The sequence below is a fragment of the Pectobacterium carotovorum genome (assembly GCF_033898505.1).
Taxonomy (GTDB): domain Bacteria; phylum Pseudomonadota; class Gammaproteobacteria; order Enterobacterales; family Enterobacteriaceae; genus Pectobacterium; species Pectobacterium carotovorum_J.
Genome location: NZ_JAXAFK010000006.1, coordinates 137,418 through 150,389 on the forward strand (window position 1 = coordinate 137,418; position 12,972 = coordinate 150,389).

The 12,972-nt window shown below is 36.1% G+C and carries 12 protein-coding genes and 2 pseudogenes; 6 read left to right on the forward strand and 8 right to left on the reverse strand.

The genetic code is table 11. The features are described from left to right. Positions 1-163 precede the first annotated feature (163 nt). Positions 164-643, forward strand: a pseudogene (locus R9X49_RS20310) (Hcp family type VI secretion system effector). Between the two features lie 211 nt (positions 644-854). On the opposite strand, the gene R9X49_RS20315 reads toward R9X49_RS20310, so the two are convergent. The 3 genes from R9X49_RS20315 to R9X49_RS20325 all read right to left on the reverse strand — a co-directional run bounded on the left by R9X49_RS20315 (position 855) and on the right by R9X49_RS20325 (position 3,214). After that, on the reverse strand, positions 855-1,337 hold the full coding sequence (locus R9X49_RS20315) for a hypothetical protein (RefSeq protein WP_319850099.1): 483 nt from the start codon (positions 1,335-1,337) through the stop codon (positions 855-857). Positions 1,338-1,795: 458 nt separating this feature from the next. Next, a complete protein-coding gene (locus tag R9X49_RS20320; RefSeq protein ID WP_319850100.1) occupies positions 1,796-1,984 on the reverse strand; it encodes a hypothetical protein in 189 nt (62 codons plus the stop codon). 285 nt (positions 1,985-2,269) lie between these two features. Beyond that, a complete protein-coding gene (locus R9X49_RS20325) occupies positions 2,270-3,214 on the reverse strand; it encodes a hypothetical protein (RefSeq protein ID WP_319850102.1) in 945 nt (314 codons plus the stop codon). Positions 3,215-3,843: 629 nt separating this feature from the next. On the opposite strand from R9X49_RS20325, the pseudogene R9X49_RS20330 reads away from it, so the two are divergent. The 3 genes and pseudogenes from R9X49_RS20330 to R9X49_RS20340 form a co-directional block, all read left to right on the forward strand. After that, a pseudogene (locus R9X49_RS20330) lies at positions 3,844-4,249 on the forward strand (tyrosine-type recombinase/integrase); the annotation flags it as partial. Between the two features lie 629 nt (positions 4,250-4,878). Beyond that, positions 4,879-5,289 carry a hypothetical protein gene (locus R9X49_RS20335; protein WP_319850103.1) on the forward strand — a complete coding sequence of 137 codons (411 nt, stop codon included), beginning with the start codon at positions 4,879-4,881 and terminating at the stop codon, positions 5,287-5,289. 715 nt (positions 5,290-6,004) lie between these two features. Next, positions 6,005-7,225: a potassium channel family protein gene (locus R9X49_RS20340; RefSeq protein ID WP_319850104.1), complete on the forward strand. Its 1,221-nt coding sequence runs from the start codon at positions 6,005-6,007 to the stop codon at positions 7,223-7,225. Between the two features lie 286 nt (positions 7,226-7,511). Here R9X49_RS20340 and R9X49_RS20345 read toward each other — a convergent pair whose 3' ends face one another. From R9X49_RS20345 to R9X49_RS20365, 5 genes are all read right to left on the reverse strand, one after another. Further along, positions 7,512-7,838: a hypothetical protein gene (locus R9X49_RS20345; RefSeq protein WP_319850105.1), complete on the reverse strand. Its 327-nt coding sequence runs from the start codon at positions 7,836-7,838 to the stop codon at positions 7,512-7,514. Positions 7,839-7,874: 36 nt separating this feature from the next. Next, positions 7,875-8,246 (reverse strand): hypothetical protein, encoded by a 372-nt coding sequence (locus tag R9X49_RS20350; protein ID WP_319850106.1) that lies wholly within the window; start codon positions 8,244-8,246, stop codon positions 7,875-7,877. A 12-nt stretch (positions 8,247-8,258) separates the two neighbouring features. Continuing rightward, on the reverse strand, positions 8,259-9,080 hold the full coding sequence (locus R9X49_RS20355) for a DUF4755 domain-containing protein (RefSeq protein WP_319850107.1): 822 nt from the start codon (positions 9,078-9,080) through the stop codon (positions 8,259-8,261). A gap of 321 nt (positions 9,081-9,401) precedes the next feature. After that, positions 9,402-10,784 carry a relaxase/mobilization nuclease domain-containing protein gene (locus tag R9X49_RS20360; RefSeq protein ID WP_319850108.1) on the reverse strand — a complete coding sequence of 461 codons (1,383 nt, stop codon included), beginning with the start codon at positions 10,782-10,784 and terminating at the stop codon, positions 9,402-9,404. A gap of 10 nt (positions 10,785-10,794) precedes the next feature. Continuing rightward, the gene (locus R9X49_RS20365) at positions 10,795-11,127 is read right to left on the reverse strand and encodes a hypothetical protein (RefSeq protein WP_319850199.1); all 333 of its coding nucleotides are present in this window, start codon (positions 11,125-11,127) and stop codon (positions 10,795-10,797) included. Between the two features lie 252 nt (positions 11,128-11,379). On the opposite strand from R9X49_RS20365, the gene R9X49_RS20370 reads away from it, so the two are divergent. After that, a complete protein-coding gene (locus tag R9X49_RS20370; RefSeq protein WP_319850109.1) occupies positions 11,380-12,231 on the forward strand; it encodes a macro domain-containing protein in 852 nt (283 codons plus the stop codon). After that, on the forward strand, positions 12,231-12,797 hold the full coding sequence (locus tag R9X49_RS20375) for a TIR domain-containing protein (RefSeq protein ID WP_319850110.1): 567 nt from the start codon (positions 12,231-12,233) through the stop codon (positions 12,795-12,797). Before R9X49_RS20370 ends, R9X49_RS20375 begins: the two co-directional genes overlap by 1 nt. Positions 12,798-12,972 lie beyond the last annotated feature (175 nt).

Genomic DNA, 12,972 nt, shown 5'->3' on the forward strand with positions numbered 1-12,972 from the left:
GTTTGTTGTAAAGGGTATCCTTTAAACGATATTTGTGAGTCACAAAACTACACGAAAATAATGGGATTTTGTATTTTAAATGCTCACCTGAAAGCGTATTATATCCATGCAATAGATACTACGGTTCTGTGCCGTAGAGTGGGATTTTTTGTATGGAGGCATAATGTCCAATCTTATTTATCTTAGCGTTACCGGGGAAAAACAGGGGCTGATATCAGCAGGATGTTCATCGCTGGACTCTATTGGCAATAAGTATCAATCCGCACATGAGAATGAAATTTTTGTTTATGAGTTGGTTAATAACATTAGTCGGGAGGAAAATATTTCTCTTCTTCCTGTAGAAATCAGAAAACCAATTGATAAAGCTACACCACTTTTCGCTCAGGCAATCAATGATAAGGAAAAACTGGAGTGCGTTTTTTCTTTCTATAGAACGGCCTAGTCTGGTGGAAATGAACTTTATTTTAAGATGAAGTTTCGGGATGCGATGATCAGCAATATCCGTTTTTTCTATCCTAACTCACTGACACATAATGAAGTTCAGCCACAGGAAAGCGTATCACTCAAATTTGCTTCTATTGAATGGGAGCATGTGATTGCGAGAACAAGCGCATACATGCTTTGGCAGAATGTAGCTTACTGATAATATTAAAGGCCGATTTATTTTCGGCCTGACTTTTTTGAGCCATATTTGATATTGATGAATATGATGATGGCAATTGAAAATAGCATCAATTTCATCCAATGTTCTGGGATAAATGAAACGTATAAGAACCATAAGGCAACTATCAAAATTACTGAGACTTCGGTTACTATAAAATTCTTTATGAAATATTTAATTACTTTCTTCATGCTCATGATTCTATCATCCCATTAATCATTCTTATTATTTCTTCTTCTTCACTTATTGAGTCCATAGCTAAGTAAGTTGGCAGAACTGGTTCGATTAAAAAATATAACATTTCTAAATTTTGTGAATAAAATAAGCCATAAAGCGCGGGGTTAATATCCCGTAGGTGGCGGGCTGACATTGCCGCTTTCTGCACCTTGCCATAAAATGCTGTTATTGTTATAGCTAAATAAGTTTTTTGATTTATTGTTTTGCGTAAAGATGCTTTAAAATTGAGTGACGTGCTGATGAATTTAGCTAACACATACGATATTGACTCCCTTATTGCTCTGTTTGTTGAGAATTCTGATGCTACACCTAAAATTGCTTTTGCTATAGTCCGTTGCTTATTTTCATCAAAATCTTTCATTAAAAAATCGATGTAAATTTTTACCATATCAAGAATAACATCATCTCTTTTAAAGACTTCTTTTATTGCATCAACCATTCTGGAGTCTTCATATTGTAATTCTTGGCATACATCATTGTAACTTTCAATGAGGCAGGATGTATACCAACTTGCCCTCTCCATACCATTAGATAAATCAGTTGTCAGACTATTGTATTACTTTTTACTTTTTTTGTTATTTTATCTAAATGGGCGGCGAGAAATTTGTCAGACTCCATTTTATATTTTAAGTATTCCGATATTAGCATAGTAAATCCCTTATCTCTGCCAATTATAAGCTTTTCATCTATATACTTTACCTGCAACACCTATATGTTTCAATGTCCAGGAAGGTTGCTTATCTGTATTGCAATCCATATAAAATAATATTCTGTTTTTTAGATATTAACCGAGAAATATTCTTTCTTAATTTAAATTTCATGCCCATATTATTTTAATAAAAAACCCGTAGCGTTAAAACTACGGGCTGATGCTTCCCTGATGTGGCTGTTTTTTATTTAAAATATACCGTTTCTAATTTCGCTGGCACTGGCACTGGCACTGGCACTGGCACTGAATTCATAAGAACTGACTTTTTCACCCTTAAATATGATGATGAGGGATTTGGTTTGTATGTCATTACTGCCGGTAAGTAACCCACCAATAACAGAGATAAACGAAGTCGTTTTCATCTGACTGTTATACATGGTGTAAAACCACCGATCTTCACCGTCGATCATCATGCGGTGATTAGGCATTGCCAAATGAAGCTAATACACCCTGTAGTCCATAAAAACAAAAACGCCCTGAAAACAGGGCATTATATGAACGGTTTAAGCGATACGAAGATCACTCAATATTCGAATCTGAATATATAATGAGATATTAAATTGTATACTTATTAAATGGTTATGTGTTTTTGATGTTGATGGTTTTCTATAACCCCCTCATTCTAACCCCCGTTGAAGATTCGAGGGTTTATGTTAAAAACTCTACGAAAATCGGTGTAAAAGATCTTCGAGAATAATTTCTTTGCACTTTAATTTAAACCCTTTCATTATGAAATTATATTTATTTCTATTATTTTGCTCTTTGGTAATATAAAATTTAGATTGACTTGCATTTCCGCAATGTTGTGCATCTCTATACATATTTACCCAACGATTTTTTTTAGATATATTTTCACTAAAACCCTTTACAAGATCTAAAGACATATAAATATCAATTATCTTCTCTGGTTGTGATAGTTTAGTGAAATCACCACCCATCAGTTTTAATGCCCAGGTTCTGTAATTCACCAATTTATCAAATCGCTCATCATCTTTAACTGTACCTGAAAATATCTCTAAAAAGTCAATGAATTCTTTTGGTAAATTTCTAAATGTGTTATAGTTTTTTGCATGAGCAATCAACTCTTGTACTTGTTTTCTTATACTCTTATAAACATTTGGCGAATCCATATTTTCGATTAAATAAGACATTATGAAATTGGGAAAATTCCCATCTAATATTCCATTATTTTCCTTTACCATATCGGTCAAAAAAGAACCTGTATGCATTTTTGATATTTCTACTCTATGCTTATCATAATTAGGTAAGAAAAACATCCTTTTCTTTTTGGCTGCTTCTCCATCCTTTTCATAGGTTGCTATAACAGACTTATAAAATGGATATAATTTAGAATTTAGATTTTTAATGACAAATTTACCATCTTCGCCTATCTCATTTATGGCATATCTATCAGAGATGCGTTCAAGCAGTTCTAAATCTTCAATCAAATATTGCTCTTGACTATTTTGGAGATCAAATAAATGAGCGTGAGAAAAAGGGAAGTAATACTTTTTTTTTGCTTTTCCAAACAAGTCCCATTTTTCTGTAGTGAATTTTTTAAATTCACTTATAATGTTTGTATCTATATAAATATATTCTTTTTTCATTTTAAACCCCATTTAATTAGATCTCATTGTTTTTTAGTATATACCATTAATAATTCGAGTGGTGGGCTGGAATGCAGAAAAACTCGATGATCTCACATAAGTAATAGTTCGGATAAGCAAGCACAGCTAACGCACATGTAATTTGAAATATGATGGGATATGAGGTTTTAATCTTATTTATAAGAATATTGAAAGTCAACAATTTATGGATGGAATAAATAATGAATTTACTGAAGATACAAAAAATGTGCTACAAAGTGTGTTAGATGTCAGTTTTACCTTGCCTTTTAAATATTAAAGCCAATTGATGTGCATTATGGGACACTATCTTAGATGTATATAATAAGCGCGCTAAACATATTGATGGAAATTTAGTGTGTAGGATGTTTAATTATGGCTATTAAATAAATGGTTATGTCTGGTAAAAAACATAGCCGTTTATTTTATTAAGTTATAGATTACCCTCTTGAAAAAACAAATGTAGATAATTTAAAAATATTTTTTATGGGGGCGCGACATACTAAAAATTATATTTTTATTTAAATTTTTTGTTGCAGTTTACAAAATGGTTTACATGTATTTTTTTATTTTTATAAATCAATGAATTGTTTAATGATGTGAAGAGGGGTCGAGAGGGGGAATTACGCGGGACGTTATGGGAAATTTCTGCTGAACGTATGAAAATACGCCGTCCTCATATTGTTCCCAGATTGGAATGATCCAGGTAAGACCATGAGCGAAGCCAGTATCAATCAGGTGTTTAAACGTATTGGTTATACAGGTCGCGTTACGGGGCATGGATTCCGTCATACCATGAGCACTGTTCTCCATGAACAGGGCTATAACATTTCGTGGATTGAAACCCAACTGGCGCATGTTGATAAGAATGCTATCCGTGGCACTTACAACCATGCTCAATATCTCGATGGCAGACGTGAGATGCTGCAATGGTATGCTGATTATATGGATAGCCTTGAGAACGGTGGCAATGTGGTTCATGGAGTTTTTAATCGGAGAGTGGGAAACAATAAATAAAATAGGGTTACTTTGGTTGGTCATAACCGTTTATTCATGTTCATATTAGTTTACACCGGTTTATCAACTTGGTGTTATTCTCTATTTATATGAGTAGATCGAGAGACATTAATTCATATTTCTTTTTCGATATTAAACGGACATGGATAACGGAATTATTCTGAAAGTGTAAAATTTATCGGTGATAGTTGACCTATTCTTTACAAAATATTTTACATATTATAAGTGAAGCCTTTATTTAAAGGCGTTGTAGCGGTTTTTATAGGTATCAGGTGTGCATAATTTAAATTATGCACACCTGATACCTAAATGTAAATTATTTAGGCTGTTTTACTCCGAATCAGAGTGATTAAATTAATTTTTAAAGATTTTTATTTTGTAAAGTATATTCTCGGTTTTTTAATATATGTAACACCGATACTTTTTTGTAAAGTATTTCATGAGTTTCTTAATAAAAACAAAATTACGAGCCATTTAATTAATCACTATTCAATGAATACATTGCGTGTAAATTTAATATTCCACTGTAAATGTATTTTTACGAAGTGCTTGATTTTTAATTTAATGGTGATATTTATACTTTGTCAGGAAGACAATTAATAATAATTTAAATGCAAGGATGCATAGTTATGAAAAAAATAAATATGAGTTTAATGGAAAGGTATCTGCTGTTGCTGGACAGGTATGTTGATAAGCTCGATGAATCGGGCTTTTCGGAAGCAGAAATTACCGAGCAGTCTTATCTTTTTTGTGCCGGATTTTACATTAAATACCAGCAGGACATAGAAAATCTGACATTTTCAAACCGAGAAGTGATGCTAAGTTTTCTGCTTCTCTCTTACTACTGCCATATCGAGAAAATCAGTGATGATTTGATTGATAAAGCCCGTCTGAATAAAGTCTTTCTCTCTATTATTAATTTCATTATAGATAATGGTGGAAGAACCGAGCGAATCTACGTGCATGAGAAAAAGAAGTATGACGCCAACAAGCTGATAAGCGCCTCAACGAGCGTCAGGAAGAGTGGTTGTCGATTGTGATGAAATGTATTAGCTAAGACCCTATCTGGCACAGTTGCTGCAAAGAGCTAAGCGTAATTTGACAGGCGGCTCTGTGCCAGAATCGGAAGTTTCTGAGGTAGCTTGTTTTAGCCAAAGGTGATTGGTCAACAATTCTGGGCATGGCTAGACCGCCACGATTTTGACCGGGTTGAGATTGCACTTAACCGTCCGATAAAGCCCTAGGAGTTGAACAATAAATTTACGAAGCATGCGTTGCAGAAACCACTGAACGTAGATGGCCCTGCATTGAATGGGATACCTCAATAGCGATTTGTGTGATTCTTAAAGGCAACATGAGTTTGACATGGCGGCTGTAAGACACGTATTTAAGCCCGTTATGGCACCCAATGGCGTATTGACTGTCATGAAGAAAAATGCGTTATTAAGCAATGCTCGGTATAATAAACCTAGCTTAAGCCTGCATGACATCAGAACCCAGCCGCTTGGCACTATGTCCCTTCTTTTGGCGGTGCGGTTATGTATATTTAATGTTTTTTAGCGCAGTTTGACAACGTTTGGAAATCGAGAATGGTTGATGGGGCTAGGTCTCCCTTTCAGTCTTTAAGAGGATTGATTGGGCAGTTACTAACTTAAACAGAGCTTGGTAATTTTGATTCCTTCAACTCATAATAACTTTGAGCAGTTGCTTTATGTTCTTTTTTTATAACTCATCTCTGAAAAGGAATTTTTACTTATGAAAAAATTGCCACTACAAACAGACCTTCTCATTTCTGATGATGACGATTCATTGGCCAACCCACCAGAAATTAAATATGAATTGTCATCCACTATAGGGAAATTAATTCAAAAAGCCACATACACTGACTTAATTATAGGCGCTGTAATGGCTATATTTCTGGGTTCAACTTTAATCACCCTCTTTGGAGATCTAAATAATTCTGATGGTTTTGTCGATTCGCTTTATTTTAGTTTTGTGACATTTACAACACTAGGTTATGGGGACCTAACCCCTGTCGGATTTGCTCGTTTTATATCAGTAACACTTACATTAAGTGGATTACTCTTTACTTCATTATTAATAGGGAAATTTGCATCCGAACGGCAGCAAGCCATGCTCCTTTTAGTACATACAAGCGACTGCCAGAGACGCATTGATGCCTTTTGCATAGAGCTTTATAAGCTCAATCATGAGCTCATCAGTGCATTTAATGCGCAGAATATCCCACTAACACAATCTATATTGAAAACAATAACATCACGATTTGAAGCTAGCTCTAATTATATTATTTTCCATGCTAACCAGTCTGATTTAACGGGTTTTGGAAATGATTCTGTACTAATGAAGTTTTACCATGTACTTAATCTGATTCAGGAAAGCTGCCATGCAATCCAAACACATAAGCAATCTTTTTCTGACGAACTGATATTTAACCGTAGTTTAGCACTTGCAAAAAGAAGTTGTTCATTAATTAGTATTATGTATAAGTTACATGTGCGATCAATGAAAAGTTATGGTTACACCGATGCGCTCCTCATCAAAGTTAAAAACAACTTACCCTCAAAAAGATTTAATTTTAGAACACTTTCATTCCTAGCCTCTGCTTATAACCATACAAGATTATTTATATATAATAAGTTAGAAAAAATCACAGTCAAAAAAGAATATAATGACAATGACAGCTTACTGGTGGGAATAAGGAAAATAAGAACACTGATGCAAGAAAGGTTGAGCGAAATTATTGTGTCACATAAAACCACCATAAACCCTAAGCTTCTCAATGAGGTGTATGATTTAATGCCTGAAGGAAATAAAACAAGTTGGGGAAAGGGCATACATAGAAGCATAGCTTCTAATCTGACAATTTCAAACAGACTCGCCCAGTCCGCGATAGATACTTTAATCGCGCAAAAGAAATTACCTCGTTATCCACGCAGAGGTTCTAAAATAAAATAGATACGTTGATAGTATAAGTTTTAGGTTGGCATACCTAGCTAGCTACGTTAGCCTGAGCTTATCTTCTAATATTTAAATTGGATAGCTACGCGTTGATTAATTCTAAAGTATGCAAGAAACTCCTCAATCGACCTCGAGGGAAATTACGAACGGCAGCTCTTCGCTGTGAGTTCTATCTTGCCCGTGAAAACCGTCAGTTCAAGTCTAAGAGAAAGCAGATGAAAAAAGCCCGTAGCGATGAAACTACGGGCTGATGCTTTCCCTGATGCTGCTTATGACTTATAGGTTATTTCGAGGGCGAGACTTTCCACTTGCCTTCGAATTTAAAGAACTTAAGCTCCATGGTTGATGTTCTTTCACCCAAAAACGGGATCTTTGCATTGTATTCGACTGTGCATTTGTAACCGCCGTCACTGTCTTTCTCTTTGCATGCTATTTTCTTGGCTGAATTGAAAACGACTCTTGCTGATTCGGACGGTGCGCCTTTGTTCATCTCTTCAGTAAAAGATTGCATTGCTTTAGATACATCAGCATCTGATGGTTCGCTGTCACAGCCGGTGAGAAAAAAGGACAGCACCAGTAATAAACTTAAGGATAATTTTTTATTCATCATGGCTCTCGTTCTGATTATTGCTGAACTTAAAAGGATTTAAAAGGCACCACGTTTCATTTCACTGGCATTGGCAGTGAATTCATACGAACTGACTTTTTCACCTTTAAACGTGATGAGAATTGATTTTTCTTCAATATCCGTTCCGCCAGTCAGTATTCCTACAATCGGAATATATGATGTTGGCTTACTGCGGTAGTTATGCATTGAATAAGACCATTTCTCCTCATCATCTGAGGTGATACGTTTATCCGGCTCACCAAAGGCGGTTAATACTTCTGACTTGGTGGTTTTTCCTTTTACAATTTTAGCTTTTACGTCTTCCTGCGTTACATTTTTCAGTGTCTGATTACCGAAGGAATAACATCCAGAGAGAGTGAGTGATACCAATACGATGATGATTTTTTTCATGGGTTTTTAACCTTAATTTTCATTGACAACCTGATCGAACACTTCCATCCATTGGTTCATTTGTTTACGCAGGTCATTGAACCCAATCTGAGATTTAAAAGAGCCTTCCTTAGGGAAAAACCTGATGTGCCATTCTGGATTTTGAATATCTCTTACACTAATAAAAAATCCTGTCTCATTTCTGTTTTTTGCCATGCGAATATTATTAATGTTTTTAGCAGTAATGCTTAAACCTGCATCTTCAATTTCAGCCCCATGACTGATGTTATATTTCCATTCTTTAAGATCATCAAAGGAATAGGTTTTTTCATTATTTCCATCTTTAAGAAAAATGAGCCTTTTGTTGCTATCGAGCTTCATTGAGGAATTAAGAAGCGTATGACTATAACAACCATCATTATCATCGTTAAAGTTATCGACAGTAGCTTGATTGCTTAATTTAAGAATGTAAGAGCCTAATGCCGTGAAAAATAAAATAGCGCAGATTGGGATCCAAAAAAATCCGATAGAGATTAGATCTTCAGTCGTGCCAAAGTGTGAAAGAAACATTGGCAGAGCAAAGGCGATCCAAAGACGCTTCATTTTGAAAAAATTAATAAATTTCATGAAGCCACTGACTTTTTCAGGTGGAGAAATTCTCTTTCTTTGAGGCTGAAGCACGGCTAACGCTTTTTTGTCGCGTCGATTCGTGAAATACGCCCAAATGAGCAGACCAACACTGACAGGAAGCCAGATAATCCCTGTGAGAACGAATCCACTTTTTCCCATCAATAATGCGATAAGTGCAGGCAGGGATACGGCAATCCAAAAGCGTTTCATAGCAAAAATGCTCATACAAATTTCCTCAATAGCTAATCAATGTGAAAGTCATATTCGTATGAAGCAGTCAGAGACTGAAAATGAGGCGAGGTTTGTCATTGCTGAGCCTATATCGTTAGTTGAATAAGTAAATAGACCAGTTAAATCAGTCTATTATGGGCAATCAGGAAGCTACATTTTGAACAGTTGTGATCAAACAAAGCAAATCGCTTATAATGATCGATGGTTTACTTGTGATAGTTATAAACTATCATAAATTAAATATAAATCGGCATTAACGATCATTGGTCTTGTCTTTTTTGTATGAAGAAAGGCTTGCTGGACGGCTTCTCAACCCTACATTTGGAATGATGATGAGTGTGATTTTTGCGGAGTTTGGATGGTGGTTTTTGGTGTTGCCGTAATTTCTATCATCTTCACGCCAGTGATAGTGTTGTGTTTGTCTGGGCGTTTGAGTGTCGGGATTTTGAGTTTTTTCAACATGCCAATGATGATGTTGAGGTAGGGAATGGTTTCTAACCATCTGAAGCCGGTCTGAATCATAGAGAAGGGTTTTCTGTGGTGAGCTTCTTTTGCTGCTTCGGTTGTATGCGTTTCTTTAGCATCTACACCAGCTTTTTTTACTGCTTCGGTTGCATACGCTTCTTTGTTACTTGCAACAGCTTCATTGTGAAGCGTTGTAGAATAAGTGATAGCGTATTCGTCCTGAACAGCATCTTTATTGAGGGTAAGCGTTTCGGCGGGGCTGTTAACGTCTTCTTTGATGAATTCAGGGGTATCTGTAGCAGTTGTCATATCAAGAGCTTCGCTAACCGATGCCTTACTGACTGAGGGCATTTTCAATGCAAACAGGAAAGCATTGTCGCGTTCCGGCTGGTAGTCGAGCCTGTTTTGTAAGGCAGACCAGGAATAACACTTACCTAACTGCGAAGCTTTGAAAGCAATCCCCTGGTATTCGAATGAAAATCCATTCATCTTTCCGGTAGAAGCGATATTCGGGACTGCCATGATATTTCGTGCCACAAGCTGTGTCACAAATTTAGTGGTGGATGGTTTACCGACAAGTAATGCTTCCAGGGCTTCCTGGATGAGTGATTTGGGTGATGGCTCTCCTTTATACTTCTCCATCATCGCTTCGTTACGTGACAGCTTTTTAGGCTTTGGTGTTGCGCCCATCGGTTTCTGGGGCGGGGATTTTCTGGATAGCGAAGGAGGGAAGGGCGAAGCTGGGGATGGTGATGCTACCAATTCTGGCCCTTTGGTTCTTAGTGAATAGTCGCGTTCAAGCTGTTGGATGATACGGGTGCTAATGAGGTTTTCATTTTTGCCCAAGTAAAGGCTTCCATTAGTGAGATCGATACGACTGGCAATAATGTGGATGTGCTGGCCTTCAACATCATCATGTAACACATAGCATCTCAAATGCGTTTCAGAGAAGCCCATTTGGGACATGTAATCATCAGCAATCTCTGACCACTGAGTATCTGTCAGCGCTTCGCTTTTCGGTAACCGAAGTGAATTATGCCAGACAGGTTTAGCAACATCCGGGCGAAGCGTTTTGGTGGTATTGAATTCAGCGATCAGATCTCCGGCTTTATTCCCCAGCATGTTCCCACCAATGACATAAGGTGTGCATTTATGGTGAGAGACTGGCTTTAATCCGTAGAGAACAACACCAGCGAAACCCTTACCCCGCCTGATCTTCTGCATTCCCTTCATGGGAAGCACTTCACAAATTATCAGTAAGTAAGTGCTGGCGAAGCTCTGAGATCTGACGCTTCACTGCAAAGAGTTCCGTTTGTGAGAGTGAACTGTCAATGCCTTTGTTGTCCAGATGAACGACAAGCCTATTCAGCTTCTGTGAAATCTCACCAAGGGTCTTCCAGGTATCGATGTTTACTGGAGGCACAATCGTGGGGAGTTTCTGTAACGAAGCCATACGTAGCCATTCGCCTTTACTTGTGTTACCACGTTTGGTGTTAAGCAGTTGTAACTCTGTGTTATCAATACGAACACTGACACAGTGAGTTCTTAGAGTTTTAAACTCTGTGCTTTTAAACATTTGAAGTTGTATATCTGGATGGGATAATGAAATGTTATTCAAATTTGTCATATAAATTCCTTTTATAGCTAATTATTATAATTAAGTTAATTCTTATGCATTTAAATATCTATATATTATTTTTGATCATTGTCAATAATAGGAGCGGCAAAGTTCATTTATGAAAAATTTGGGATAAGTGTGTTGCGTGAAGATTGACCAGACACACTGACAGCGTTAACATTCTATAACTAACAACAGTGTGAAATTAAAATGATGAAGTCTTTAATGGATTTACTTCGTGGGATTACTAGGAAGCCTTTTAAAACAGTTACCTATTTTTTTACATCATTTAGTGTATTATTTACCATAGTTCGAATGGTTGTTTATTTTGTTCCGAGTATTAAGTTTGATGGGTTAATTCCTCTTATAATAATGCTTAGTATTAGTTTAGGTTTTACTCTTAAAAAAGTGTGGAAACCATCAAAGGTTTTAATTCCAATACCTAATACTGGTTCAAAGGTCGAAATATTATTTGGAGATATCTTCAATCAAGATGGTATACGTGTCATTCCTGCAAATGAATATTTTGACAGTAAGCTAGGACTTCCGGTTTCTGAAAATAGCTTACATGGAATATTCATTAATAAATGTTTTGGTGGGCATCCTGAGTCATTCGATAAGCAGGTCGAAGAAGGCTTATCTGGGAAAAATTCAGAAGTAGTAGATAATAAAACTGACGGGAAGTCTAGGAAATATGAAATAGGAACAAGTGTCCTTATGGAAGCTGATTCAAAAAAATATCTTGTTTTTGCTTTTGCTCACACTAATGAGACCACCTGCAAAGCCTATATCGATGTAAAAGACACATGGGTTGCATTACATGAAATGTGGAGTTCACTTAGGATTTTTTCAGGTGGAGCAGCAGTTAATCTTCCATTAATAGGTAGTGGGATTTCAGGTCTGGGCTTACCAACACGCGATATCCTCAATTTGATAATTTTGTCTGCAATTACTGAAACCAAGCATAAAGAAGTTACTAAATTAATTAGAGTTATATTGCATCGAGATAGATTTGATGATCTTGATTTACGAGAAATAAAAGATTATTGGGAGAAAAAATAATGGCATATCGCAATGGGACATATGTCGCTTTTCATGCTAATGGGACGAATATACCAGGCGAGTCAGATATTAGTTATTATAATCTTTTGAAAGCATGGTCAGGAAAAGGAGATGATAGCTTTGCCTTTATCAATAGTCATGACAAAGTTTCTGCTGTCAGAGATTCAAGTAAAGCAGAAACCTTAAGAAGGTCGCTTAATGAAAGGCTCAAAAACTCAAGGAATATGTTGCTTATTATTGGTGATACTACCAGAGATGATGATGACTGGGTTCCTTTTGAAATAAATAAGGCAGTAGATAGTTATAAATTACCTCTTATTATTGCATATACAAAAAAAGTAAACAATGGAGGTGTAATTAGAAACCCAAATGCTTTATCAAAATATTGGCCTAAGGTTTTAAAAGAAAAAATAGGGGCATCTTCTGTAAATGCAATACATATACCTTTTCTGAAAAATGTAATAAATGATGCTATTGGGCAGTTCGATCACAGCTACCCACCGTCGGGGAAAGGACTTGGTATTTATAGTGATGATGCTTATCGAAGCTTTGGTTTTACTCTTTAATCCTTTCTTTTGGGGGTATTTTCAAACTGAAAGGAAGAAAATCAAGGACAATTCATAGAAGCTCCGCTTCTATGAGTTAGCCCTTGTTTATATGGTTGAAAAATATGATATTCATTGACTTGATATACATTGTTTAAACTGATAATCTCTCCCAATCCTTATTTTTAAAAAATGC